This window comes from Enterobacter cloacae complex sp. P42RS, assembly GCF_014930595.1.
Taxonomy (GTDB): domain Bacteria; phylum Pseudomonadota; class Gammaproteobacteria; order Enterobacterales; family Enterobacteriaceae; genus Enterobacter; species Enterobacter bugandensis.
The window spans coordinates 72,857-98,342 of record NZ_JADBRK010000006.1; the positions used below are offsets into that span (position 1 = coordinate 72,857).

General features: G+C 57.2%; 21 protein-coding genes. 12 read left to right on the plus strand and 9 right to left on the minus strand.

Going from position 1 to position 25,486, the window contains the following annotated elements; genetic code table 11:
* Positions 1-7 precede the first annotated feature (7 nt).
* On the plus strand, positions 8-3,163 hold the full coding sequence (locus IM314_RS10360) for an efflux RND transporter permease subunit (RefSeq protein ID WP_193359288.1): 3,156 nt from the start codon (positions 8-10) through the stop codon (positions 3,161-3,163).
* Here IM314_RS10360 and IM314_RS10365 read toward each other — a convergent pair.
* Positions 3,093-4,214 carry a YbdK family carboxylate-amine ligase gene (locus tag IM314_RS10365; RefSeq protein ID WP_163333301.1) on the minus strand — a complete coding sequence of 374 codons (1,122 nt, stop codon included), beginning with the start codon at positions 4,212-4,214 and terminating at the stop codon, positions 3,093-3,095. The genes IM314_RS10360 and IM314_RS10365 overlap by 71 nt on opposite strands.
* 104 nt (positions 4,215-4,318) lie before the next feature.
* Between IM314_RS10365 and IM314_RS10370 the strand changes: the two genes are divergently transcribed.
* The 5 genes from IM314_RS10370 (at position 4,319) to IM314_RS10390 (ending at position 10,928) form a co-directional block, all read left to right on the plus strand.
* Positions 4,319-5,209: an oxidoreductase gene (locus IM314_RS10370; RefSeq protein ID WP_193359287.1), complete on the plus strand. Its 891-nt coding sequence runs from the start codon at positions 4,319-4,321 to the stop codon at positions 5,207-5,209.
* Positions 5,210-5,326: 117 nt separating this feature from the next.
* Complete coding sequence (locus IM314_RS10375; protein ID WP_060573728.1) at positions 5,327-5,764, plus strand: DcrB-related protein; 438 nt, start codon at positions 5,327-5,329, stop codon at positions 5,762-5,764.
* 17 nt (positions 5,765-5,781) lie between these two features.
* Positions 5,782-9,993, plus strand: a complete 4,212-nt coding sequence (locus IM314_RS10380; RefSeq protein ID WP_193359286.1) for an RHS repeat-associated core domain-containing protein — start codon at positions 5,782-5,784, stop codon at positions 9,991-9,993.
* Complete coding sequence (locus IM314_RS10385; RefSeq protein ID WP_193359285.1) at positions 9,986-10,318, plus strand: hypothetical protein; 333 nt, start codon at positions 9,986-9,988, stop codon at positions 10,316-10,318. Before IM314_RS10380 ends, IM314_RS10385 begins: the two co-directional genes overlap by 8 nt.
* 223 nt (positions 10,319-10,541) lie before the next feature.
* A complete protein-coding gene (locus tag IM314_RS10390) occupies positions 10,542-10,928 on the plus strand; it encodes a hypothetical protein (protein ID WP_041910989.1) in 387 nt (128 codons plus the stop codon).
* A gap of 383 nt (positions 10,929-11,311) precedes the next feature.
* On the opposite strand, the gene IM314_RS10395 is transcribed toward IM314_RS10390, so the two are convergent.
* Both IM314_RS10395 and IM314_RS10400 read right to left on the minus strand, forming a co-directional pair.
* On the minus strand, positions 11,312-11,452 hold the full coding sequence (locus tag IM314_RS10395; RefSeq protein WP_369797268.1) for a helix-turn-helix domain-containing protein: 141 nt from the start codon (positions 11,450-11,452) through the stop codon (positions 11,312-11,314).
* 129 nt (positions 11,453-11,581) lie between these two features.
* Positions 11,582-11,851, minus strand: coding sequence for a hypothetical protein (locus tag IM314_RS10400; RefSeq protein WP_041910988.1), 270 nt, complete (start codon positions 11,849-11,851; stop codon positions 11,582-11,584).
* 233 nt (positions 11,852-12,084) lie between these two features.
* Here IM314_RS10400 and IM314_RS10405 point away from each other — a divergent pair, with 233 nt between their 5' ends.
* Positions 12,085-13,134, plus strand: coding sequence for an HNH endonuclease (locus IM314_RS10405; protein WP_193359284.1), 1,050 nt, complete (start codon positions 12,085-12,087; stop codon positions 13,132-13,134).
* Between the two features lie 135 nt (positions 13,135-13,269).
* On the opposite strand, the gene IM314_RS10410 is transcribed toward IM314_RS10405, so the two are convergent.
* The 3 genes from IM314_RS10410 to IM314_RS10425 all read right to left on the minus strand — a co-directional run bounded on the left by IM314_RS10410 (position 13,270) and on the right by IM314_RS10425 (position 16,241).
* The gene (locus IM314_RS10410) at positions 13,270-14,247 is read right to left on the minus strand and encodes an HNH endonuclease (RefSeq protein ID WP_163333310.1); all 978 of its coding nucleotides are present in this window, start codon (positions 14,245-14,247) and stop codon (positions 13,270-13,272) included.
* Between the two features lie 226 nt (positions 14,248-14,473).
* Positions 14,474-14,929 carry a hypothetical protein gene (locus IM314_RS10415; RefSeq protein ID WP_193359283.1) on the minus strand — a complete coding sequence of 152 codons (456 nt, stop codon included), beginning with the start codon at positions 14,927-14,929 and terminating at the stop codon, positions 14,474-14,476.
* A gap of 430 nt (positions 14,930-15,359) precedes the next feature.
* On the minus strand, positions 15,360-16,241 hold the full coding sequence (locus tag IM314_RS10425) for a LysR family transcriptional regulator (RefSeq protein WP_193359282.1): 882 nt from the start codon (positions 16,239-16,241) through the stop codon (positions 15,360-15,362).
* A gap of 105 nt (positions 16,242-16,346) precedes the next feature.
* Between IM314_RS10425 and budA the strand changes: the two genes are divergently transcribed.
* The 5 genes from budA to IM314_RS10450 all read left to right on the plus strand — a co-directional run bounded on the left by budA (position 16,347) and on the right by IM314_RS10450 (position 21,021).
* Positions 16,347-17,126 carry an acetolactate decarboxylase gene (gene budA, locus IM314_RS10430; protein WP_193359298.1) on the plus strand — a complete coding sequence of 260 codons (780 nt, stop codon included), beginning with the start codon at positions 16,347-16,349 and terminating at the stop codon, positions 17,124-17,126.
* Entirely contained in the window at positions 17,098-18,819 is a 1,722-nt protein-coding gene (alsS, locus tag IM314_RS10435; RefSeq protein WP_227008773.1) for an acetolactate synthase AlsS, read from the plus strand. The genes budA and alsS overlap by 29 nt, the downstream gene beginning before the upstream one ends.
* Before the next feature lie 20 nt (positions 18,820-18,839).
* Positions 18,840-19,610, plus strand: a complete 771-nt coding sequence (locus IM314_RS10440) for a (S)-acetoin forming diacetyl reductase (protein WP_193359280.1) — start codon at positions 18,840-18,842, stop codon at positions 19,608-19,610.
* Positions 19,611-19,741: 131 nt separating this feature from the next.
* Complete coding sequence (locus IM314_RS10445) at positions 19,742-20,215, plus strand: cold-shock protein (RefSeq protein ID WP_193359279.1); 474 nt, start codon at positions 19,742-19,744, stop codon at positions 20,213-20,215.
* Between the two features lie 107 nt (positions 20,216-20,322).
* Positions 20,323-21,021, plus strand: a complete 699-nt coding sequence (locus tag IM314_RS10450) for a GNAT family N-acetyltransferase (protein ID WP_193359278.1) — start codon at positions 20,323-20,325, stop codon at positions 21,019-21,021.
* 33 nt (positions 21,022-21,054) lie between these two features.
* On the opposite strand, the gene IM314_RS10455 is transcribed toward IM314_RS10450, so the two are convergent.
* The 3 genes from IM314_RS10455 to betA all read right to left on the minus strand — a co-directional run bounded on the left by IM314_RS10455 (position 21,055) and on the right by betA (position 25,476).
* Positions 21,055-22,749, minus strand: coding sequence for a thiamine pyrophosphate-binding protein (locus tag IM314_RS10455; RefSeq protein ID WP_193359277.1), 1,695 nt, complete (start codon positions 22,747-22,749; stop codon positions 21,055-21,057).
* 33 nt (positions 22,750-22,782) lie between these two features.
* Positions 22,783-23,523: an SDR family oxidoreductase gene (locus IM314_RS10460; RefSeq protein ID WP_193359276.1), complete on the minus strand. Its 741-nt coding sequence runs from the start codon at positions 23,521-23,523 to the stop codon at positions 22,783-22,785.
* A gap of 273 nt (positions 23,524-23,796) precedes the next feature.
* Positions 23,797-25,476, minus strand: coding sequence for a choline dehydrogenase (gene betA, locus IM314_RS10465; RefSeq protein WP_193359275.1), 1,680 nt, complete (start codon positions 25,474-25,476; stop codon positions 23,797-23,799).
* Positions 25,477-25,486: the final 10 nt, after the last annotated feature.

Consider the following 25,486-nt stretch of genomic DNA (forward strand, 5'->3'; position numbering starts at 1 on the left):
AGCCATCATGCTGACGTTTTTCATCAAACGCCCGCGCTTCGCGATGGTGATTGCGCTGGTCATCACCCTGCTGGGGGCCATCGCGCTGAGGATCATTCCGGTAGAGCAGTATCCGCAGATCACCCCGCCGGTGGTGAATGTGTCCGCCAGCTGGCCGGGCGCCAGCTCGGCTGACGTGGCGGAGGCCATCGCCACGCCGCTGGAGACGCAGCTTAACGGGGTGGATCACATGCTCTATATGGAGTCCACCAGTTCGGATGAAGGTAGCTACAGCCTGAACATCACCTTTGCGGCAGGGACCGATCCGGACCTCGCCGCCATCGACGTGCAAAACCGCGTGGCGCAGGCCGTGGCGCAGCTGCCGACCGAGGCACAGCAAAACGGCGTGCAGGTGCGCAAGCGCGCCACCAACCTGATGATGGGAGTAAGCCTTTACTCACCGAACAACACCCACACGCCGCTGTTCGTTAGTAACTACGCCAGCACCCAGGTGCGCGAGGCGCTGTCGCGTCTGCCGGGCGTGGGGCAGGTGCAGATGTTCGGCGCGCGCGACTACAGCATGCGCATCTGGCTGCGGCCGGACCGCATGAACGCCCTGAACGTGACCACCGATGACGTGGCGCAGGCGCTGCGCGAGCAGAACGTGCAGGGAGCGGCGGGCCAGATCGGTACGCCACCGGTATTCAATGGCCTGCAGCAGACGCTGACCATCAACGGTCTGGGGCGCTTAAGCCAGGCCGAAGACTTTGCCGACATCATTATTCGCGCCGGGGAGATGGGCCAGCTGGTGCGCCTGAAGGACGTCGCCACCATCGAGCTCGGTTCGCGCAGCTACAGCTCGGGCGCCCAGCTGAACGGGCATGACTCTGCTTACCTTGGCATCTACCCAACGCCGTCCGCCAACGCCCTGCGCGTGGCCGACGCGGTGCGCGCGGAGCTGGAGCGTCTCTCGACGCGCTTCCCGGACGACCTGGTCTACGAGGTAAAATTCGACACCACCACCTTCGTTGCCGCCACCATTAAAGAGATTGGCGTCTCGCTGGCGCTGACCATGCTGGCGGTTGTGGTGGTCGTTTCCCTGTTCCTGCAAAGCTGGCGCGCGACGCTGATTGTCGCCCTCGCCATTCCGGTGTCGCTGGTGGGCACCTTTGCGGTGCTCTACGCGCTCGGCTACTCCGCCAACACGCTGAGCCTGTTCGCCATTATTCTGGCGCTGACCATGGTGGTGGATGATGCCATCGTGGTGGTTGAGAGCGTCGAAACCCTGATGGCGGAAGGGCAGAGCCGCACGGCAGCGACCGCGCTGGCGCTGCGCCAGATTGCCGGGCCGGTGATTGCTACCACGCTGGTGCTGCTGGCGGTGTTTGTGCCGGTGGCGCTCCTGCCGGGAATTGTGGGCGAGCTGTACCGCCAGTTCGCGGTGACGCTCTCCACCGCCGTCACGCTCTCAAGCCTGGTGGCGCTGACCCTGACGCCCGCGCTCTGCGCGATGCTACTGCGCCCGCGTCCGGCGAAGCCTGCCGCGATTTTCCGTGGGTTCAACCGTGGGCTGGACGCCACGCGCACGCTTTACACCCGGATAGTGAGCGTGTTCAACCGGCGTCCGTGGCTGGCGCTGCTGGCCACCGCAGGCGCGGCGGCAGTGGTGGCGTTCAGCTTTATGTCGATGCCAAAGGGCTTTCTGCCCCAGGAAGATCAGGGCTACTTCTTCGCCAGCGTCCAGCTGCCGGAGGCGGCCTCGCTGGAGCGCACCGAAGCGGTGATGACCTCCGCGCGCGAGCTGATCGCTAAAAACCCGGCGGTGGAAGACGTGATTCAGGTCTCCGGGTTTAACATCCTTAACGGCACCAGCGCGTCGAACGGCGGGTTTATCTCCATCATGCTGAAGGACTGGAGCGAGCGCCCGCCGCTGGACGAGGTGATGGGCACCCTTCAGCGCCAGCTGCTGGCCCTGCCGGAAGCGACCATCATGACCTTCGCGCCGCCGACGCTGCCGGGGCTGGGCAACGCCTCTGGCTTCGACCTGCGCATTCAGGCGCAGGCGGGGCAGAGCCCGGCGGAGCTGGAGCGCGTCACGCGTGAGGTGCTGGCGAAAGCCAACCAGCATCCGCAGCTGAGCCGCGTGTTCACCACCTGGAGCAGCAACGTGCCGCAGCTGACGCTGACCGTTGACCGCGAGCGTGCGGCCCGGCTCGACGTGCCGGTGTCGCGCATCTTCAGCAGCCTGCAAACCGCCTTCGGCGGCACCCGCGCCGGGGATTTCAGCGTCAACAACCGCGTTTACCACGTGGTGATGCAGAACGAGATGCAGTGGCGCGAGCGCGCGGAGCAAATCAGCGAGCTGTTCGTGCGCAGCAACAGCGGCGAGCGGGTGCGTCTGAGCAACCTCGTCACCATCACGCCGACCGTCGGCGCGCCATTTATTCAGCAGTACAACCAGTTCCCGTCGGTATCGGTAAGCGGTTCGGCAGCGGAAGGGGTAAGCAGCAGCACCGCGATGGCGGCGATGGGCGAAATTCTGGCGCAGAGCCTGCCTGCCGGGTACGACTACGCCTGGAGCGGCATGTCGTATCAGGAGCAGCAGACCGGCAACCAGGCGGTATGGATTGTGCTGGCGGCGGTGGTGATGGCGTGGCTGTTCCTCGTCGCCCAGTACGAGAGCTGGACGCTCCCGGCGAGCGTGATGCTCTCGGTGCTGTTCGCCATCGGCGGGGCGCTGGTGTGGCTATGGCTGGCGGGCTACGCCAACGACGTGTACGTGCAGATCGGTCTGGTCTTGCTGATCGCGTTAGCGGCGAAAAACGCGATTCTTATCGTGGAGTTCGCCCGCGCGCGGCGGATGGACGGGATGGCGATTGTCGATGCCGCGCGGGAAGGGGCATCGCGCCGCTTCCGCGCGGTGATGATGACCGCCGTGTCGTTCATCATCGGCGTCCTGCCGATGATGCTGGCGACCGGGGCGGGTGCTCAGAGCCGCCGCATCATTGGCACCACGGTGTTCAGCGGCATGCTGGTGGCAACCGTGGTAGGGATTGTGTTTATCCCCGCGCTGTTCGTGCTGTTCCAGCGCCTGCGCGAGTGTGGCCACGGCCTTACGGACTCGTCGCCCACAGCTCGCAGTGCTTCTGAACCAGAGAAATCAGCGAGCCGCCGTCGGCGATGAAGTCCCGCATGCGCTGCGCCTCGCTCTTGCCCTGCTTTAACAGCAGGGCAATTTCCTTGATGGCGCTCGTTGCGCCGAGCTTCTCGGCCGACGGCGCCACCTGCTCCAGCAGCCAGGCGATATCCTCCGCCACGGTTTTGTGCTCGCCGGTATGCACGTCCGTCAGAACCCCCTCCAGCCCGTAGCGACACGCCTGAAAACGGTTAAAGCGGTACAGCAGAAAATCCCGCTCCTGATGCTTATACGGCCGCGTGGTCAGCAGCCAGTGGGACGTCGCCTGGATCAGCCCGGCGATATTAATCGCGTGGCCGAGCGTCAGCGGGGTATCCATCACCCGTACCTCGACGGTACCAAAGTGCGGGCTGGGGCGGATGTCCCAGTGCAGATCTTTAATGCTGTCGATCATGCTGGTAGCGCTCAGGCGGCGAAACAGCCCTTCGAACTCCTGCCAGCTGTTAACCCACGGCATCTGGCCGTTATCCGGGAACCCGGAGAAGATGTTGAGCCGCGACGAGGAGAACTTCGTATCGGTGCCCTGCATGTACGGCGAGGCGGCCGCCAGGGCGATAAAGTGCGGCACGAAGCGCGACAGGCCGTGCAGGAGATAAATGGCGTCATCCCCGGTCCGGCAGCCGACGTGCACGTGCTGTCCGAACACCGTTGCCTGCAAAATCAGGTAGCCAAAGCGCTCCAGCGTGACGTTATAGCGCTCGTCGTCGCACACCTCCTGACGCTGCCACTTCTGGAACGGGTGCGTCCCGCCGCCGCAGATCTGAATGTGCTGATCCGCCGCCGCGCGCAGGATGCTCTGCTGCATCACCGAGAACTGTGCCGCCGCCTGGTCGATGTTCTGGCACACGCCGGTGGCGATTTCGAGCATGCTTTCGGTGATGTCGTGTTTGACTTCGCCGCCTTTGATGTCGTCTTTGACGGCGGCAATGAGCGCGGAGGAGTCCTGGCTCAGATCGTAGCCCGGCGGGTTAACCACCTGCAGTTCGAGTTCGATGCCGAGGGTGAACGGTTCAGAGGATTTGAAATCAGGTAAAGGCATGGCGCACTCCGTTGTCTGTGAATGTTGAGTATAGACAACGGGTGTGGCGCGCTCGTCTCAGGGTGGTATAACTGATAGCAGGCTTAGCAAAAGGGGAGTGACTCATGTCTGACCATCCAACCATTGCGCTGATTGGTCCCGGTGCGATTGGCACCACCATTGCCGCGGTGTTGCATGACGCGGGCCGCACGCCGCTGCTGTGCGGACGCACCGCGCATCCTGAGCTGCGTTTGCGCTACGACGAGGGTGAAACGGTGGTGCCTGGGCCGGTATTCACCGATCCGTCCGTCATTACTCGCCCCGCAGCTCTTGTTTTTGTGGCGGTAAAAACGACGCAAAATTCCGACAGCGCCGGGTGGCTGCGCGCGCTGTGCGATGAAAATACCGTGGTCTGCGCGCTGCAAAACGGCGTAGAGCAGAAGGCGCAGCTTGAGCCTTTGGTCAGTGGCGCAATGGTGCTGCCGTCGGTGGTCTGGTTCCCGGCGCAGCGCGAGCCGGATGCCTCCGTCTGGCTGCGCGCCAAACCGCGACTGACGCTGCCGGACGCGCCGCAGGCGCAGCGGGTGGTCGAAGCGCTTCGTAATACGCGCTGCGCGGTTGAGCTCTCGGAAGATTTCCCCACCGTCGCCTGGCGCAAGCTGCTGCAAAACGCGGTCGCCGGGCTGATGGTGCTGGCCAACCGCCGCGCCGGGATGTTCAGGCGCGAGGATATCAGCGAGCTGGCCCTGGCCTACCTGCGCGAAGGGCTGACCGTCGCCCGCGCTGAGGGGGCGAAGCTGAACGATGACGTGGCGCAGGAGATCCTGACGAACTTCCAGCAAGCGCCTGAGGACCTGGGTACGTCGATTCTCGCCGACCGCCAGGCGGATCGCCCGATGGAGTGGGATATCCGTAACGGCGTCATCCAGCGCTACGGCCGCAAACATGGCATTGCGGTGCCCATCAGCGACGTGGTGGTGCCGCTGCTGGCGACGGGGAGCGAGGGGCCGGGCTAACGGCCGCTGTTTTTCCGTTCGGCGAGGGTGTCCGCGGAGCAATAATCTGGGGATAGTCAGCCTTAAACACATATGCGAAACTTACCGCTTCTGAAAAAATGTGGTGGGACCCGCTCAATGTCAGAACCAACTTCGCAGTGCCTTTTCAGTGAAGGACTGATCGCTTTTCCTGAAGGTTATCAGGATCGTACCGTCAACGTATTCGCGCCGCCCGCTGCGGATGCGCCAGCGTTCAACATCTCCCGCGATGCCCTCAACCCCGGCGAAGCGCTTGCCGCGTATATCGATCGCCAGCTCGCCCTGATGGCAAAACACATCAAGGGCTGGAAGCAGGATGAGCGCAGCGCCGCGACGCTGGGCGACGGCCTTTTGCAGGGTGAAACCGTCCATGCAAGCTACCTGCGCGACGGGAAACGCATCTGGCAGCAGCAGGCCGTATTTAACGTCGAGAACGATAAAATTCTGGTGTTCACCATGACCTGCACTCGCGCGCCGGGCGATGCCGACGGCGCGCTGTTTGGCGATCTTCTCAGGAGCTTCCGCTTCCACCATTAACACCAGGGACCGTTGTTATGTTTGAGGCTGCACGCGTAGGTGATGATATCGGCCACTCCGGTGCGCTGGCCGGGATGATTGCCGGAACGATTGTCGGGGGCCTGATTGCCGCCGCCGGGGGCATTCTGGCGGGGGCGATGTTTATTGCGGGACTCGGCGCATCCTGCCTTGGCGTGGGCGTCCTGCTCGTCGGCGCCAGCCTGGCCGTGGGATACTACACCGGGGAGCTGGCAACCGCCGCCCGGGACAGCATCGCGGACGCCGGGGCATCCAGCATGACGAAGAAAGGCGTCATCACCTCCGGCTCGCCCAATGTGTTTATCAACGGTAAACCCGCCGCCATGGCCACGGACAGCGCGGTAAAGTGCTCTGACGACGGCTCGCAGCAGATGGCCGAAGGCTCCTCGCGTGTTTCCATTAACGGCCTGCCTGCGGCCCGCATCGGGGATCGCACCACCTGCGATGCCAAGGTGATGACCGGTTCGGACAACGTCATTATCGGCGGCGATCCGCAGCAAACCCTGCCCATTCAGTCTGAAGTCCCCGAGTGGCTGTATAAAGTCTCCGATCTTACCCTGCTGTTCGCCGGGTTGATTGGCGGGTGGGGCGGTGCCGCCGGCAAAGTCGGGGCGCTCTCTAAGCTGCTGGGGAAAATCCCCGGGATCAACAAGCTGGCCCGTATCGCCTGCCGCGCCGGCACGCTGATGACCGGCGTGGCCGCCGCGGGGATCATCGCCCGCCCGGTGGATATCGTCAGCGGACAGAAGTTTCTCAGCGGGGATGATGAGCTGGACTTCATCCTGCCTTCCCGTCTTCCTGTGCGCTGGCAGCGCTACTGGCGCAGCGGCAACCCCGGCGACAGCGTGCTGGGCCGCGGATGGAGCCTGTTCTGGGAAAGCCGCCTGGAGCCTTATCAGGACGGCCTGGTGTGGCGCGCGCCGTCCGGCGATTACGTCGCCTTCCCGAAGGTCCCGAAAGGGATGCGCACCTACTGTGAAAGCGAAAAGAACTGGCTTGAACACCACCAGGACGACAGCTGGTCGGTGTATGACGTCAGCGGCGAGCGCTGGCACTATGCGCCGCTGCGGGAGGATGCCCCGTCGCTGCTTCAGCGCATCTCTGAACCCTGCGACAACGCTATCCTCTTCGAGTGGAATGCGGATAATACCCTGCATGCCCTGACCGACAGCGCGGGCCAGCGCGTGGTCTGCCGCTACGACCGCGACAGGCTCGTCGGCGCCTGGCTGGATGACGAGATCTGCCTGGTCAGTTACGCTTATGATGAACAGCGCCAGCTGGTCAGTGTGACCGGCCGGGGCGGTAGCGTGCGCCGACGCTTCCGCTGGCAGGACGGGCTGATGAGCGCCCACGAGGACGCCAACGGCCTGCTGAGCGAATACCGCTGGCGGGAGATTGACGGTCTGCCGCGCGTGGTCGGCTTCCGCCACAGCGGCGGCGAACAGCTGACGTTCGAATACGATTTTGATAACGGCACCCGCCGTGCGACCCGCGAAGACGGCGCGCAGGCGCACTGGCTGGTGGATGACGATGACAACGTCGCGCGCTTCACGGATTACGACGGTCGCCAGACGACGTTTGTTTACCGCGACGGCGAGCTCTGCGACGTCATCCTGCCCGGCGGGGCGATGCGCCGCAGCACGTGGGACAAATACGGCCGCATGACCAGCGAGACGGATCCGGCGGGCCGCCGCACGGAGTATCACTGGTATCGTCTGACCGACCGCATCACCCACACGGTGTACCCGGACGGCACCTCATCGCAGGCCATGTACGATCTTCGCGGTCGCCTGCTCTCGGAGACGGATCCGGCCGGTAGCGCCACCGCGTATCGCTATCCCGACGAAGAAGAAAACCTGCCGGAGAGCATCACCGACGCCACGGGCGGCGTGGTGCGCCTGGTCTGGAACCACCTGGGGCTGCTGACGCAGCGCACCGACTGCTCCGGCAGCGTGACCCGCTTCACCTACGACCGCTTCGGGCAGCTGATTGCCAGCGAGGATGCGGAAGGGAACATTACGCGCCGGGAGTGGAACAACGCCGGGCTGCTGAGCGCCGTTATCCACCCGGACGGCAGCCGCGAGGCGCTGGTGTGGAACGAACGCGGCCAGCTCACGGGCTGGCGCGACCCGCTGGAAAGCGAGGTGAGCTGGATCTATAACGCGCTCGGCCTCCCGGTCAGCCTTACCGACCGTATTGGCCGCGTGCGCCAGTGGCGCTACGACCCGCGCGGTAACCTGCTGCGACTCGATAACGGCAACGGAGGGGAATATCGCTTCACCTACGACGCCGTGGGTCGCCCGCTCAGCGAAACGCGCCCGGACGAGACCGTGCGCCATATGGAATGGGACGCGCGAGGGTTCCTCTGCGCGCTCGAAGAAAACGGCCGGCCTGCCGCCGACGGCGGCATCGCCCGTCGCGTCCAGCAGTTCAGCTATGACGACAGCGGCCTGCTGATCGGGCGCACTCAGCGCCACGCGGAGTACCGCTACTTCCGCGACCTGAGCGGCCAGATCGCCCGCATCCGCCGCACGCCAACCGCTGAAGGCGTTGCCCTGGGTATCGAAAGCGATGAGATCGCTTACCGCCACGACGCCGCCGGGCGCGTGCTGAGCGAGTCCGGTATTAACGGTGAGGTAAGCTACGAATGGGATGCCCTGAGCAACCTGACCGGCCTGACGCTGCCCGGCGAGCAAAAGCTGGCCTGGCTGCACTACGGCTCCGGCCACGTCAGCGCCATCCGCTTCGGGCAGCAGCTGGTGACAGAGTTCACCCGCGACCGCCTGCACCGTGAAGTTCGCCGCACCCAGGGCGCGCGCGAGCAGCTCCGTCAGTATGACAGCCTCGGCAGACGCACCCTGCAGCGCAGCGAATTGAGCACGGACGTGACCCTGCCGGAGCAGGCGATACTGGAACGCCTGTATCGCTATACCGCGCGCGGTGAGCTTTCCGGCGTCAGCGACACCCTGCGCGGTGAGGTTGACTACGGCTACGACGCCGAAGGGCGCCTGCTGAAGCACTACGAGGCCCGACAGGGGCACAGCCGCGCGCAGTTCAGCTACGACGCCGCGGATAACCTCGCCGCCAGTGACGATGCGGTACCGGTCACGGATAACCGCCTGCAGCACTGGCAGGCGCTGTTCATGAAATACGACCATTGGGGTAACCTGGTCAGCCGCCGCAACGGGCTGTATGAACAGCATTATGCGTATGACGCCGAGAACCGTCTGGTGTCCGCCCGGGGAACCGGGCCGGAAGGGCGGTTTGAGGCGCGCTATCACTACGACGCGCTGGGCCGCCGCACGCGCAAAATCGTCACCACGACGCACGGCACCACCGACACCCGCTTCCTGTGGCAGGGCTACCGCCTGCTGCAGGAGCAGCAGGAGAGCGGGCTGTGCAGCACCTATGTATACGATCCGAATGAGGCCTGGAGCCCACTGGCGCGGGTGGATCATCTTCGTGACCAGAGCAGCGGTGAGATTTACTGGTTCAACACCGACCTGAACGGCGCGCCGCTGGAAGTGACCGACGAGCGCGGCGCGGTGCGCTGGAGCGGCCAGTACGGCAGCTTTGGCGAGGTACGCCACCAGAGCGAAGGGTTCTCACGGGTTGTGAATCGCACGGCGATGGCGCGCCAGCCGCTTCGCTACGCCGGGCAGTATGCGGATGGTGAAACGGGGCTGCACTATAACCTGTTCCGCTACTACGACCCGCAGGTCGGGCGGTTTATTGTGCAGGATCCGATTGGGTTGAATGGCGGGTGGAACCTTTATCAGTATGCGCCGAATCCGCTATCTTGGATCGATCCTTGGGGCTTAAGCGGGGAAGATGTATTTATCCATTATACGGATAAGGCTGGCTTAGATCGCATCATGAATACCGGAGTTATTGAACCTAACTCAAAAGGTAAGGTTTATGTTACTGATATATTAATGTCACCTCAGGATGCAATGAGAGATATTTTCATTAACGATCCATTACATGCAGGACGTGGCGACTATTCAATTATATTCAAAGCTGATAATTCCCAAATGGGTAACATTATCCAGAGTTCCGAATTAGAATACATTCATTCAGGCCGGTTGAAATTAGGTGAGGTACTTCATGCAGGTAAAAATCCTTATGATATTGTATCCCATTTACCTTATGAGCAACGACTGAAGATGAATCAGGAACAAATAAAGTCTAGAGGAGGTAGATGTGGCTGATAACCGAGAAAAAAAATTGACTTTAAGTCAAAGTGAAGTAGTCGCCTTAAAAAAAGCGATAATGTATTTAAAATTTTCATGTGAGGAAACCGAGTCTGTAATGTATGCAGGTAGTCCTCTGATTAACTCTATTTTTTCTAAACTATTAGAGATTGATGATTTAGGGCAGCAATCTATTGATTTTTATAATAAAGGTCATGCTGAGAACGAAAGGTTTGTTTTGGCTAAATTAGATAAATTAGAACTTGAAAATGGTCGAGAATTTCAAAGTGAAGTGAAGGAAGCTTCTTTTAGGGAATGTCTTTTCCCGTTCTCAAGAAAGTAACTTATGTATTGTAAATGGTCGGTTGGGAAATAATCCTTACCGGCTCTTTTTTTATCCCCTGATGGTTAATGTTTCATTAGAGAAAAAATTACTGTACTTCGTTGTGTCTTTCTCGCATTGAGGTTCTATAGGTCAATTTGAAAATATCACGGGGTTAAGTACGAGTCTTTTGAAACTAAGAAAACAGCCAACTCATTGAGTTGCAAATAAAATAGGGGGCGCAATGTCACTTGAACTGGATTTTTATGAAGACGATGAAGGTATTTCAGTAGATTTAGTATTATCGGTATTTGGTCCTTCTCTCGTCCAGTGCATAAACCTTGAATCTGATTCGGTCGATGAAAAAATGAAAAAAGACATCGATTTTCTTATTAAGAAACAGAAAGATTTTTTCGAGAAAATCGCAACTGAAACCCAAGCATATAGCAAGCGTATTTATGGTGCGGATGCAAAAGACTTGATTTTGCTGAAAGTTTATCTATCCCCAGATGAGGACAATGAATTTGGGTTCATGTTCTCGACCAACTTAGATGAGGAACATGGGATTGGCATCAAATTTAAAGGGCTTGAAGTGAAGAAAATTGGTAGTGGCGAAACAGCATTTTTATAAAATTTAATTATGTCTATCCGATCGGTTAGACCCATTCCTGTGGCAGGATTACCGCCTGCTGCAGGATGCTGGCCTATGTCGTACTTACATTTACGACCTGAATGAAACCTGGATCCCGCTGGCGCAGGGGAACATCTTGGTGACCAGAACAGCTGTAACATTTACTGGTTCAACACCGACCTGAACTGTGCGCCGCGGTAGGTGACCGACAAGCACGTTGCATTACCGTAAGGTTATAGCCGCTATATATTTATCCTCGTTACTACTCTGATAATGTAGGCGAGCCATTTCGAGCAGATGGCGCAAATGTTGAGCCAACGTTTAACGTCAAATAGGATGGCTGCGTCACTTTTTTCTTAATACCTAGTAGAATTCCATCCAAATCAATTCCCCATAAATGCACCCACCGGCACGCCAAAACGCTTCGCCAGCGCGCGCATATGATCCAGCGTTAGCGTGCGCTTTCCGTTAAGGACCCGACTTACCAGAGACTTCTTGCCTTGACCTGCTCCGCGTTGATTCACACAGAACGCTGTTAGTAGTGTCCGCAGATCGCTCAGAGCGGACCTCCAACCCAGTTACCCTGTCCGCTCCGTGCCAGGAGCGGACAGGGCCAATACCACTGGATATTAATCAATGGGGGCAGGCCTGCATTACAAACCAAGAATCTGGGATAGCGCTGTTGCAGCCGCAGACAATGCCGCAAATGAATTGTACTTAGATTGAAGCCGCGCAGTGGCGAAGAAATCATGGAGGTTTACATTAAGTTCGGGCTCTTCATATGTGACCATGACAATTTTTTTGCCTAGCTCTACTTTTGCTGTGGCAGATTTAATCCATAAAATTGCAGATAAGACTCCAAAAGTTAATGACACCACATGATGATCCTTAATCCAGCTCATCACAAAAAGTATATCTTCCACTCATCACCTCCCTGATAAAGAACAATAGCATTACTGACAAACAAGAAATCTCTTGTCGCGAGTACCTCGTCGATTTAAACCACTACACTAGTGATTGGCTATTCGAACAGGATACAGCGGCAAGACTGCGAACTTCCGCTTATCGCTCATAAAAGCCTGATGAATTATGGCGCATTTTATGCCAGAGTTGCATATCACTCATCTCAGGATAAGCTCGTTGACGGAGAATACTTATGAATCTGCGCAAAGATGGATATCCACAAGGGCCGTTGGTACGGGCTGTATGGGAGTGTTGTGATGAACTTTATGAGAAACTAGGCCGAGCCCCCTCCCGACAGGAATTTAATGACGAAATTGGTAAACGCGAACCACATCGTATAGGTATTAGTACACATTCTCGCCAATGGGGAGAGTGGATGCGTCATCATAATTTCTCAACATTTGTTGCTAGTGAGTCGGGTATCATCCCTGAAGAAATGCACTATCCACAATATCTACGTGTATGGTATGCCGTGACACAACTCGGTTCCGCCTCTGCTGCAAATATTGTTAAGTGGATCCGTAACAGCAACGCCACTCTGAAAGAAACCGAGATTCGCATTCAACTGGATGCATTAACTGTTAATAGCAATTCACGTTATCGATATCTTGGTAGCCGTAAAAGCGCTCGTACCGACCAGGGCAATCCATACGACGTGTTGTTTCGTACAGGAAACCTACGAAATACACGGTATGAACTATATATCCAAGAACTGCACGGTATATGGGATATTGGCGATGATGGGAGAACGCCAGTTCAGATTGCTGCCTCAAGGCCATATGATCGGTTAGTACTTGAAATGAGGAATGAATTATTCACGGAGTCGCCGGAGGATGAAGGTGACATCCGTCTAAAGGCTTTACGTGAAGTCATTGTTCGGGAAGGACAGCCCGTATTTAGACGAAAACTAATCGAAGCTTATGACGGCAGATGTGCGGTAACAGGTTGTTCTATCCAGGTGTTACTAGAGGCTGCTCATATAACACCTTATGCCGGTTCCTGGCATACCCGCGCCCAGCATGGTTTATTATTGAAAACAGATATTCATACTTTATTTGATCGTGGTTTGCTCTGGATTGATGTCGAGCTAAAAATAAGAATATCTGAACAGCTCGTTGGGACGGAATATGCAGAGTTAGATGGTAGGTACCTTAGATTGCCAAAAGATAAGAAAGACTGGCCGTTAATCAATCATTTGCAAAGTCATCGGCAATACTGGAGTGATAAATATAATTATGGTTAATGCACTTAATCCAGAAACGACCCTTCCTCGCTCTTGAAGGAATTGATGGAATTAAATCATGTCCACTCTTGGTTAAGAGTGGACTATAAACATGGTAACCGCTTAACTAAATATAAACTTTATTGAGAATGTTGTTTAACTATTTATGATAAGATTTAGCGAGTTAACTTCATCTAAATCATATTTTTTAGTAAACCTTTTCCATCTTTCGACAAGAGCTCCGTAGTTAACTTTATACGTTACATGCAACTTTTTACCATGGTATCTTATGTACTCTTTATCTTTGATCTGTGGGGAAAAGTAAATTACGAATGAATTCGGTTCGATTGCAAATAGGTCCAGATCGTAAAGAGTATGCATATCACAGCGCAATAATAGTCCATTGCTGACATGATTATGTGTATCATTTTTGTATGCGGTGATATGTGCCGCTTCGAGGATATCAACTATTTCACAGCCACTTACTGCACATTTTGCTTCTTGATTTAACAAATTGTCACGGAAACTTTTTTGTCCTCGCCTTTGCTTAATTTGCCGTAAAACTGCATTGCGCTGATCATCTACATCGAGACAAGTATCATCAATGTCAGCTTCAGAAGGCTCCAACTGAATGATGCCACTAAATAGAGTACTTGCCCATTCAAAATCAATTTCTTGAATTGAACTTTGGACGTTGTAACGCGGTGTATGAGATACTAAATCCATCATGGAGATAGAATTAATGGGCATGTAGTTGTGCTTATACTCAGCTTTAAATTTGAGTGCCGGCACGTTTTCTACTTTGGGCTGCTCAAATTCATGATTATTGCTACATCGCCACTTTGGGTTTCTTGATTTTCGAAGGGTCAATTTTGCTGGTGTGCAATTCTCATATGGGCATCGGTTACGAGCTTTTAAATATGGGGAAGATGATAAATTATCTATAACTGATATACCCAGAACGTTATTCCTGTCAGTTATTATGACAATATCTCCTTTTTTGACTTGCTTATGGTTTGGTACAAAATTGTCATATTGGTAAAAACTAGTTGAGTCATCGTGATAACCATTATTCCCAAAGTACCGGAGATCATCATTACCTACTGCTTTAAAAGACCATGCTTTCTGATTCATCCGTTTGATTCCATCATAAAAAATTACAAATGAATCATAAAACAATAATGGGATGTTGAAAATGAGATGTACAAATTATGAGCTTCTCTAGCACTTAAACTATAGATGATAGCTTTTATTGTCTGCTACACGCTCCTAATGGACATTCAACAAACAACTCTGTACTTTGAGTAAGGCCAAAGTCCTGCTTTTTACCCAGCAGAATCCCGGCCTCCCATCATCCGCCTCAGTGTGCCGTTATATAAGGCTCCTTCACAAACTCCGCCAGCAGCCAGACCATATCATGCAGCAGCCCGGTGAGTTCTTTCGCCACGCTCGCAGGTAACGTCCCGCCCATTACTGCCAGCGTTAACGCCACGGCATAATCCACCTGTAGCGCCGTTTCTTGCCAGCATTCCGGCACGCAGGAGGCGATCTTTTCTCCCGCAATGAGTCGTTCGACCAGATACGGCGGAAGTTCCGAGTCACAACTCTTGCGCAGCCGTTTCAGCGCAGCCAGCAGGCGCTCGCAAAGCGTGGTGAATGTCACTGTGTCGTCCGTTTCAACCAGCACGCTCACATACGCAGTGCAGGCGTCAGCCAGTTCAAAGAGATCCGCAGACTCAGGCAGTTGCAGGAGGAGAAGATGATGAACAGCACTTTCCTCAGAAAGCGCGTAAGACAGGGAAGGGATAGTTGTCATGTGATTTTCCTTTTTAAACATACTCCAGACCACCACATAAGTTCCTACGCTCATGGGTGGTAGCGCTGACGGAGGTAGGAATACCGCACATGACTAACGGCCAACCTTCCGGTTGCTCCGCCAGCGCGACCGTATTTTAACGGGATGAGCGCTGTCGCGACAAAAATAATTGCCGTGTCATGTTTAACGGGTTCCTACGCCCGGTTACGGATGTGCCGCAACGCAGGCACTTTACGGCGGCGAAAAAAGGAAGGAAAGGGGATACCCCTGAATTACATCAGGTTGCTTGCAGGTTTGCGAGGTGGCTTCCAGAACGGCATTGCCGGGTGGCGGCTACGCCTGACCCGGCCTACAAAATCCAAAGCCCCAACAGCGACACGAACCGTAGGCCCGCGCAAGCGAAGCGCCGCCGGGCACCGCCGCGCTGTCGTCACCCCTCGCTCATCATCGCCAGAAACCGCTTCACCGTCCGCGAGCGTTCAAAGCGTCGCCAGCAGAGCGCGATATCGGTATAGAGCTCCGGTGAGCTTAGCGCATGATAGGTCACATTCGGCGGTGAAATGGCCGCCATCGATTTCGGCACCAGCGCGAAGCCACCGCCCGCGGAAACCATGCTCAGGGAGGATGAAAGCTGCGACGACTGCAGCGCGCGCTGCACGTCAATCCCGGCCCGCTCGCAGCAACCGTAAACGCGATCAAACAGGCCCGGCGCGACCTCCTGCGGGAACAGCACCACCGGCGTATCCCGCAGTTGTTCTAACGCCAGCGAATCGCACGCCGCCAGCGGATGATCGCGATGCAGCGCCACCACCATCGGCTCCCGGTCAAGGATTTTTAACTCAAACACCTTGCTGCTCTCGCACGGCAGGCGCACGAAGGCGATATCCAGTTCACCCTCCGCCAGCATCGTCGTCAGCGACGACATATTGGCTTCCACCTGGTGAACCTGTACCGCCATGTTCTGCACCTGAAACTGGCGGATCAGCGCAAAAATTTTGGGATGAAAAGCGTCGGAGCTGGTGATGCCAATCGACAGATTGCCGTTCAGCCCGCGCGCGATGCCCCGGGCTTTCTCCAGCGCGGCGTCGCTCAGCGCCAGGATCTTACAGGCGTCCTCGTAGAAGGCTTCTCCCGCTTCGGTTAGCTCCACACCTCTCGTCAGACGCCTGAACAGCGGCGTGCCCACTTCCTCTTCGAGCCGTTTGATCTGCTGGCTCAGAGGAGGTTGTGAAATACCCAGCGCTTCGGCCGCCCTGGTGAAGTGTCGCTCGCGTGCAACCGCGACAAAATAGCGCAGATAACGAAGTTCCATATCTAAAACGTCTCAAACCAGCATGGTTTCTATATTGGAACTCTCTGCTGAATCGGGTCAACATTTATTTAACCTTTCTAAATAAAGTTGAAGAGGACGAGCATGATGGAGCATTCTTCTGCCTGCGACTGTGAGGCCAGCCTGTGCGAGACCCTGCGCGGGTTCTCTGCTCAGCATCCTGACAGCGTGATCTATCAGACATCGCTAATGAGCGCCCTGTTAAGCGGCGTCTACGAAGGGGAGTCCACCATCGCCGACCTGCTGGCACACGGCGATTTTGGCCTCGGCACCTTTAACGAGCTGGACGGCGAAATGATTGCCTTCAGCAGCCAGGTGTACCAGCTGCGCGCCGACGGCAGCGCCCGCGCCGCGAAGCCGGAGCAAAAAACGCCGTTCGCGGTGATGACCTGGTTCCAGCCCCAGTACCGCAAAACCTTCGACGGGCCGGTCAGCCGTCAGCAGATCCACGACGTGATCGACCAGCAAATCCCCTCCGACAACCTGTTCTGCGCGCTGCGCATCGACGGCAATTTCCGCCACGCGCACACCCGCACCGTACCGCGCCAGACGCCGCCGTACCGGGCGATGACCGACGTGCTGGACGACCAGCCGGTGTTCCGCTTTAACCAGCGCGAGGGCGTGCTGGTCGGGTTCCGCACCCCGCAGCACATGCAGGGTATCAACGTGGCGGGCTATCACGAGCATTTCATCACCGACGACCGACAGGGCGGCGGCCATCTGCTCGACTACCAGCTGGAGAGCGGCGTGCTCACCTTCGGTGAAATTCACAAGCTGATGATCGACCTGCCCGCCGACAGCGCATTTTTACAGGCCAACCTTCATCCCAGCAACCTTGATGCGGCTATCCGCGCCGTCGAAAACTAACAGGAGAACTACCGTGAACAGTGAGAAACAGTCACGTCAGTGGGCGCACGGCGCCGATTTGGTTGTCGGCCAGCTGGAAGCGCAGGGCGTGAAGCAGGTCTTCGGCATCCCCGGCGCGAAAATCGACAAAGTCTTTGACTCCCTGCTGGACTCCTCCATCAAGATCATTCCGGTACGCCACGAGGCCAACGCGGCGTTTATGGCGGCGGCGGTAGGGCGGCTGACCGGTAAAGCCGGGGTGGCGCTGGTGACCTCCGGGCCGGGCTGCTCGAACCTGATCACCGGCATTGCCACCGCCAACAGCGAAGGCGACCCGGTGGTGGCGCTGGGCGGGGCGGTGAAGCGGGCGGATAAAGCCAAGCTGGTGCACCAGAGCATGGACACCGTCGCCATGTTCAGCCCGGTCACCAAATACGCCGTGGAGGTGAGTGCGCCGGACGCGATTGCCGAGGTGGTGTCCAACGCGTTTCGCGCCGCCGAGCACGGCAGGCCGGGGGGCGCGTTCGTCAGCCTGCCGCAGGATATTGTCGACCAGCCCGCCACGGGGGCGATTTTACCCGCCAGCGGTCCCGCGCTGATGGGCCCGGCACCGGAATCTGCCATCAACGACGTGGCGAAGCTGATTGAAAACGCCAAAAACCCGGTCATCCTGCTGGGGCTGATGGCGAGCCAGCCCGCGAACAGCGCCGCGCTGCGCAAGCTGCTGGAGAAAAGCCGTATTCCGGTTACCAGCACCTATCAGGCCGCCGGGGCGGTGAACCAGGAGCACTTCACCCGCTTTGCCGGACGCGTCGGTCTGTTCAACAACCAGGCGGGCGACCGGCTGCTGCATCTGGCGGATCTGATTATCTGCATCGGCTACAGCCCGGTGGAGTACGAGCCTTCTATGTGGAACAGCGGCGACGCTACGCTGGTGCACATTGACGTGCTGCCCGCCTATGAAGAGCGTAACTACGTGCCGGATCTGGAGCTGGTGGGGGACATCGCCGAAACGCTGAACCTGCTCGCTAACCGTATCGACCACAAGCTTGAGCTAAGCCAGCGGGCCTCCGAAATTCTGGTCGATCGCCAGCATCAGCGGGATCTGCTCGATCGCCGCGGCGCCTCGCTCAACCAGTTTGCCCTGCATCCGCTGCGCATCGTGCGCGCCATGCAGGACATCGTGAATAACGACGTAACGCTCACCGTCGACATGGGCAGCTTCCACATCTGGATCGCCCGCTACCTCTACAGCTTCCGCGCGCGTCAGGTGATGATCTCCAACGGTCAGCAGACCATGGGCGTGGCGCTGCCGTGGGCGATTGGCGCGTGGCTGGTCAACCCGGGCCGCAAAGTGGTGTCGGTCTCCGGGGACGGGGGCTTTTTGCAGTCGAGCATGGAGCTGGAAACCGCCGTGCGCCTCAACGCCAACGTGCTGCACATCATCTGGGTGGATAACGCCTACAACATGGTTGCCATTCAGGAAGAGAAAAAATACCAGCGTCTTTCCGGCGTCGAGTTCGGCCCGGTCGATTTCAAAGCCTATGCCGATGCGTTCGGCGCAAAAGGTTTTGCCGTCGAGAGTGCCGACGCGCTCGAACCGACGCTGCGTGCCGCAATGGATGTCGATGGCCCGGCCGTGGTGGCCATTCCCGTCGACTACAGCGATAACCCGCTGCTGATGGGCCAGCTCCATCTCAGCCAGATTTTGTGAATCAACATAAGGACAGAGAAATGCAAAAAGTGGCTCTCGTAACAGGCTCAGGCCAGGGGATTGGCAAAGCGATCGCGCTTCGTCTGGTGAAGGATGGTTTTGCCGTCGCTATCGCCGATTACAACGAAGAGACGGCGAAAGCGGTTGCCGATGAAATCACCCGCAGCGGCGGGAAGGCTGTCGCCGTGAAGGTGGACGTCTCTGACCGCGAGCAGGTGTTTGCGGCCGTGGAGAAAGCCCGCACCGCGCTGGGCGGCTTCGACGTGATCGTCAATAACGCCGGGGTTGCGCCGTCTACCCCTATCGAATCCATCACGCCGGAGATTGTCGACAAGGTTTACAACATCAACGTGAAAGGGGTCATCTGGGGCATTCAGGCCGCGATTGACGCCTTCCGCAAAGAGGGACACGGCGGCAAGATCATCAACGCCTGCTCACAGGCGGGGCATACCGGCAACCCGGAGCTGGCCGTCTACAGTTCCAGTAAATTTGCGGTGCGCGGTTTAACCCAGACCGCCGCACGGGATCTTGCTCCGCTGGGGATCACCGTTAACGCCTACTGCCCGGGCATCGTTAAAACGCCGATGTGGGCGGAGATCGACCGTCAGGTCTCCGAGGCCGCGGGTAAGCCGCTCGGCTACGGGACCGAGACCTTTGCCAAACGCATTACGCTTGGCCGCCTGTCCGAACCGGAAGATGTTGCCGCCTGCGTTTCATATCTTGCCGGGCCAGACTCTGACTATATGACCGGCCAGTCTCTGCTCATCGATGGTGGGATGGTGTTCAACTAAATTCTAATAAGCTCTGACATGAGTTTTCCCCTGCCCCCGTGCAGGGGCTTTTTTTTGTCTCCTCCGCCATTGTGCATTACACTGCGCGCTGCAAAACTTTAGTCATTACGATCTGACAGGCGGTAACAGCGATGAACGGTACAATCACAACGTGGTTTAAAGATAAAGGCTTCGGATTTATCAAAGATGAAAACGGTGACAACCGCTATTTTCATGTGATTAAGGTCGCGAACCCCGATCTGATTAAAAAAGACGCTGCGGTGACCTTCGAGCCAACCACCAACAACAAAGGCCTTTCCGCGTATGCGGTGAAGGTGATCCCGGAAAGCAAGCATCTCTATATCGCGGGCGAGCGCGTGAAGCTCACCTCGATCAAATCCTTCGTGGTGTTCAGCGAAGAAGAGCCCGTTGAGACCAAAATCGACAAAGAGAACGCGGTGCTGTCGGTGGGGCTGCTGATGAACAGCATCAAACCAAAATCCGACAAGAAGCCGGGTGAAATGCGTACGGTGAAGAAGCTGGCGATCACTACCTTCCAGGACACGACGATGATCTTTACCGAAGATGAAATCGACATCGACGCGACGGTTAAGCTGCTGAAGTAATTTTATGCCGGGTGGCGGCTCTCCCTTACCCGGCCTGCATTTCCTCCCTTTTCGCCCGCTTTTTAACCTGCTATAACAAACTCCTTACCTTTCAGGGAGTCATCGCCGTGCCCGAAATCAATCAACATGGTCAAACCGTTAACGATATCGTCCCGGACTGGAAATGCGCCCGGGTCTTAACCCGCACCCCGCTCACCGGTCAGTATTGTCGTCTGGAGCCGCTGGACGCCGATCGTCACTCGGCTGATTTATATGAGGCCTACGCGCTGGGTGATGACAGCGACTGGACATGGCTTGCCAGCACCCAGCCTGAAAGCGTGGAAGCCACCGCCCACTGGGTGCTCGGCAAGGTGATGGATGACGATCTGGTCCCGTTTGCGGTAATCGATTTACGCACTGAAAAAGCGGTAGGGCTGGTGAGCTACATGGCGATAGAGCGGTTCCAGGGCTCGGTGGAGATCGGCCATGTCACCTGGTCGCGAAGGATGAAAGGCACCCGCATCGGCACCGAAGCGGTGTGGCTGCTGCTGAAAAATGCCTTTGAGCATAAGTACCGTCGGCTGGAGTGGAAATGCGATTCGATGAATACCGCCTCACGCCGCGCGGCGGAGCGGCTGGGGTTTGTCTGGGAAGGGCGCCTGCGCCAAAAGCTGGTGCGTAAGGGGCGCAACCGCGACAGCGACATGCTCTCAATTATTGACGGCGAATGGCCGCAAAGGGACGCGGCGCTGCGCGCGTGGCTGGCGGCGGAGAATTTCGACGTGGAAGGGCGGCAGATTAAGCGGCTGGAGGCGTTTCGTTTATAAGCTTTTTATGTAGGGTACAGCGTAAAGATGCAGTTAATCCGCGGAAATCGCGATTTCAATCAGGTTAGTTTTTCCTGACTGCAGTCCGCGGGTTACCGCTTCGGCGATGTCTGCAGCATCGGTTATCCGACAACAGCGAATGCCCATGGCGGTGCCCAGCGACTGAAAATCGATGTGCGGATTGATCAGATCCATCCCGATAAAGCGCCCCAACTGCGTCGAGCTGTAACCCGGCTGTCCTTTCATAAAGTTTTTAAGAACGTTGTACTCCAGGTTATTCATCACGATAAAGGTGACCGGCAGGTTTTCGTGTGCTGCCGTCCAGAGCGCCTGCGGTGAATACAGCGAGGCGCCGTCGCCCATCAGGCATACTACCGGCTCGCGGCCCAGCCCCAGCGAGTGGCCCACCGCCGCAGGCATACCCCAGCCCAGACCTCCGCCGCGCATGAAATAGTAGCGCTGGTGCTGCGTGTCGGAGATAAAACGTCGGACATGTCTGGCTGTGGCAATCGCTTCATCAACAATGGTGACGCCCGGCGGAACGGCTTTGATGACTTCATAGGCCGCCACCATCGGCGAAATGGCCGGGCGCAGCCGCTCGGCAGCCAGACGTTCTTCCTGCAGTTGCCACTCTTTTTCACGTTCAGCGCGTGCCGTTTTGAACAGCCGCTGATGCGTCAATTTGCCTGCCACCAGGCGCTGCTGAAGCAGAGGTAAGAGCGCCTTCAGGGAGAGTTTGATATCCCCCATCACCGACAGGCGTGTAGCATAGGTGCGGCCCAGCTCGTTCATGTCGGCGGAGAGCTGGTAGACCGTGCATGAGCCCGGAATCGCGTCTCCTTCGCTGTATAATATGGTGATCAGGCTTCTGCCCCCGATGATAAACACCGCGTCGTAGGCGTTAACGATGCTGGCAATTTCACTGGCGGTGGTAGGCATATTGCCGCGCCAGAGGGCATGCTGCGTGGGAAAGGGCAAATTCAAAGGCCACGATGAGCCGTAAACGTGTGCACCTAGCGCTTCTGCAAGCTGGACAATATCCGGCGTCGAGCCGCTGGAGTGAACTTCATCCCCCGCCACAATCATGATCCTGCCGGGCGTAACCTGGCTCAGGTCCGCCGCCAGCTCGTCCAGGGAGCCCGCGACGGTGTGATAGTTCACTTTGGAGGCCGTTTGTATCCCGGCGTCGCTCAGCTCTTCCATCACGTTCATTGGCAGAGAGAGCAATACGGGCCCGGCGGGGGGATAGCTGGCAGCATGGAACGCGCGACGCACCAGCACCGGGAGCTGGTCGGCGCTGGTGACCTCCTGCGCCCATTTCACCACCGGCGATCCAATGGAGACTATGTCATCGTACAGGAGCGGGTCGCGCACGTAGTGCCGCGTGTCCTGCTGCCCGACGGTGACAACCAGCGGCGTTTTCATGATCCGCGAGTTAATTAAATTTCCCATTCCGTGCCCAAGACCGCTGGCGGTGTGCAAATTGATAAAACCGGTTTTGCCGGAGGCTTTCGCGTAGCCGTCAGCAATGGCGACCACGCTGCTCTCCTGGAGCGCCAGAATATAATGAATATTTTCATGCCGGAGCAGGGCGTCAATCAGCGGGAGTTCCGTCGTGCCGGGGTTGCCAAATATATATTCCACGCCTTCACTCTCAAGAACCTCAAGGAGAATGTCGGCACCTGTTCGCATATTTAAATCTGATAAGGACGTTAATGACTTAATCATAATGACACCTCATTCAGCGTTATTTAAGTCATGCTAAAATTCTTCCTGCGTTGGCCGGACGACAATTTCATTAATATCAACGTCGCCAGGCTGTTCTATGGCAAATAAAACCGCGCGGGCAATTGCGTCAGCCGGAATAGCCTGCTTATAAAATTCATGCAGGAATTTTTTACTCTCTTCGTCAGAACTGCCGAACTGCAGTTCGCTCTCGACCGCACCGGGGGAAATAAGCGTAGTGCGGACCGTTTTACCCACCTCCTGACGCAAGCCTTCGCTCAGCGCGCGGACGGCGAATTTCGTGGCGCTGTAGACCACGCCGCCGGGCGCAAGCACCTTAATTCCGGCCACAGACGCAACGTTAATAAAATGCCCGCCACCCTGGTGCTGGAACACCGGTAACGCCGCCGCAATGCCGTATAAAACGCCTTTGAGGTTGGTATCGATCATCCGATCCCACTCGTCGGTCTTGAGCTCGTTGATGGGGGCGATAGCCATAAAGCCCGCGTTGTTGATCAGCACATCGACACGTTGGTATGCGGCAACGGCAGCGTCAATCGCGTGCTGGACCTCCTCCTGACGGGTCACGTCCGCCTTCACGGCAATCGCCCGGCCGCCCTGCTGGATGATGCGATCCACCAGGGCGTTAACTCTGTCCAGACGACGCGCCACCAGTACCAGCGAAAAGGGCTTATTCGCTAAATACAGGGCAATAGCCTGACCGATACCGCTGCTGGCGCCGGTGATAACAACAACTTGGTTTGCACTATTATTCATGATCTTATCTCGCGTTTGAGTGATGCAAAAATAAAGGCAGGGGAGAATTAAAGAATAATGACGCTTTCTTTAATTTCAGTTTTAAATATATTGTATATTTCGAATGGAAAGACATTCGATTAAACTTAGTTGAATTACGGGAGCAGTGTCAACAGACTTTTAAATGAACAAAATAATTGCCGGGTAATATTTATTTCTTATAGTTATCGAAAAATATTATCGTAATGAAGGGATGTATTGAAAACCCTCTCGTTTTACGGAGAGGGCAGAATATTAAACGTTCTGTAATGCCTGACGAACCGGCGCCCCGTTCGCCACATAATACGCCGCCGTGCTCTTCGCCAGCGGCTCGCGCCCGCGAATCGCATCAGCAATTTTCTCACCGATCATAATCGTGGTGGCGTTCAGGTTGCCGGTAATAATCTGCGGCATGATCGACGCATCCACCACGCGTAATCCTTCCAGCCCGTGAACGCGGCCTTCACCGTCAACCACCGCCATCTCGTCATAGCCCATTTTGCAGGTGCCGCACGGATGGAACGCGGTTTCGGCGTGGTTACGCACGAACTCGTCCAGCTGTTCGTCGGTCTGGCATTCGACGCCCGGGCTGATTTCACGACCGCGGTATTTGTCTAGCGCCGGCTGGTGCATGATCTCGCGGGTGATGCGGATCGCGTCGCGAAACTCCTGCCAGTCCTGCTCGTGGGACATATAGTTGAACAGGATCGCCGGATGCTGGTGCGGATCGCGGGACTGAATGCGCACGTGTCCACGGCTCGGGGAGCGCATGGAGCCGACGTGGCACTGGAAGCCGTGCTCTTTTACCGCGTTCGAGCCGTTGTAGTTAATCGCCACCGGCAGGAAGTGGTACTGAATGTTCGGCCACTCAAACTCCTCGCGGCTGCGGATAAATCCGCCTGCTTCGAAGTGGTTGCTCGCACCCACGCCGGTGCCGCCAAACAGCCACTCCGCGCCAATCTTCGGCTGGTTCCACCACTGCAGGGCAGGGTAGAGGGAGACCGGCTCTTTGCACTCGTACTGGAGGTACATCTCCAGATGATCCTGCAGGTTTTCGCCCACGCCGGGCAGGTCGTGCACTAGCGGAATATCAAACTGCTTCAGCAGCTCTGCGCTGCCTACGCCGGAGCGCTGGAGGATCTGCGGGGAGGCAATAGCCCCTGCGCACAGCAGCACCTCTTTGTTCGCCGTCGCTTTGGATGGAATGGTGCTTTCGCCTTCCAGCCATTCAACGCCCGCCGCGCGCTTGCCGTCAAAAATAATGCGATCGGTCATGGCGTGGGTGCGGATGGTCAGGTTTGGGCGCGGTTTTGCCTGGTCCAGATAGCCGCGCGCGGTGCTGGCGCGTCGGCCCTGCGGCGTAACCGTGCGGTCCATCGGGCCGAAGCCTTCCTGCTGGTAGCCGTTGAGATCGTCGGTGCGCGGATAGCCCGCCTGCACGCCTGCTTCCACCATTGCTTCAAACAGCGGGTTTACGCCCGGCTTAGAGGTGGTGACGCTCACCGGACCGTCGCCGCCGTGGTAGTCGTTCGGCCCCACGTCGCGGGTCTCTGCCTTGCGGTAGTAGGGCAGGCAGTTGAGGTAGCTCCAGTGCTCCAGGCCAGGCTCTTTCGCCCAGTGGTCGAGGTCCATCGCGTTACCGCGGATGTAGCACATGCCGTTGATCAATGACGAGCCGCCCAGCCCTTTGCCGCGTCCGCACTCCATGCGGCGGTTGTTCATGAAGGGTTCTGGCTCGGTTTCGTACGCCCAGTTGTAGCGCTTGCCCTGCAGCGGGAAGGCCAGCGCGGCAGGCATCTGGGTGCGGAAATCAAAACGGTAGTCCGGCCCGCCCGCCTCAAGCAGCAGGACGGTGGTGTTCGGATCTTCAGTCAGTCGTGTAGCCAGTACGTTGCCGGCAGAGCCGGCCCCGATAATGATGTAGTCAAATTGCAAATAAACCTCC

Coding starts and splice junctions, on each gene's coding strand:
- IM314_RS10360 (WP_193359288.1), top strand. CDS start 8: ATGCTGACGTTTTTCATCAAACGCCCGCGCTTCGCGATGGTGATTGCG.
- IM314_RS10365 (WP_163333301.1), bottom strand. CDS start 4,214: ATGCCTTTACCTGATTTCAAATCCTCTGAACCGTTCACCCTCGGCATC.
- IM314_RS10370 (WP_193359287.1), top strand. CDS start 4,319: ATGTCTGACCATCCAACCATTGCGCTGATTGGTCCCGGTGCGATTGGC.
- IM314_RS10375 (WP_060573728.1), top strand. CDS start 5,327: ATGTCAGAACCAACTTCGCAGTGCCTTTTCAGTGAAGGACTGATCGCT.
- IM314_RS10380 (WP_193359286.1), top strand. CDS start 5,782: ATGTTTGAGGCTGCACGCGTAGGTGATGATATCGGCCACTCCGGTGCG.
- IM314_RS10390 (WP_041910989.1), top strand. CDS start 10,542: ATGTCACTTGAACTGGATTTTTATGAAGACGATGAAGGTATTTCAGTA.
- IM314_RS10405 (WP_193359284.1), top strand. CDS start 12,085: ATGAATCTGCGCAAAGATGGATATCCACAAGGGCCGTTGGTACGGGCT.
- IM314_RS10410 (WP_163333310.1), bottom strand. CDS start 14,247: ATGAATCAGAAAGCATGGTCTTTTAAAGCAGTAGGTAATGATGATCTC.
- IM314_RS10415 (WP_193359283.1), bottom strand. CDS start 14,929: ATGACAACTATCCCTTCCCTGTCTTACGCGCTTTCTGAGGAAAGTGCT.
- IM314_RS10425 (WP_193359282.1), bottom strand. CDS start 16,241: ATGGAACTTCGTTATCTGCGCTATTTTGTCGCGGTTGCACGCGAGCGA.
- budA (WP_193359298.1), top strand. CDS start 16,347: ATGGAGCATTCTTCTGCCTGCGACTGTGAGGCCAGCCTGTGCGAGACC.
- alsS (WP_227008773.1), top strand. CDS start 17,098: ATGCGGCTATCCGCGCCGTCGAAAACTAACAGGAGAACTACCGTGAAC.
- IM314_RS10440 (WP_193359280.1), top strand. CDS start 18,840: ATGCAAAAAGTGGCTCTCGTAACAGGCTCAGGCCAGGGGATTGGCAAA.
- IM314_RS10445 (WP_193359279.1), top strand. CDS start 19,742: ATGAACGGTACAATCACAACGTGGTTTAAAGATAAAGGCTTCGGATTT.
- IM314_RS10455 (WP_193359277.1), bottom strand. CDS start 22,749: ATGATTAAGTCATTAACGTCCTTATCAGATTTAAATATGCGAACAGGT.
- IM314_RS10460 (WP_193359276.1), bottom strand. CDS start 23,523: ATGAATAATAGTGCAAACCAAGTTGTTGTTATCACCGGCGCCAGCAGC.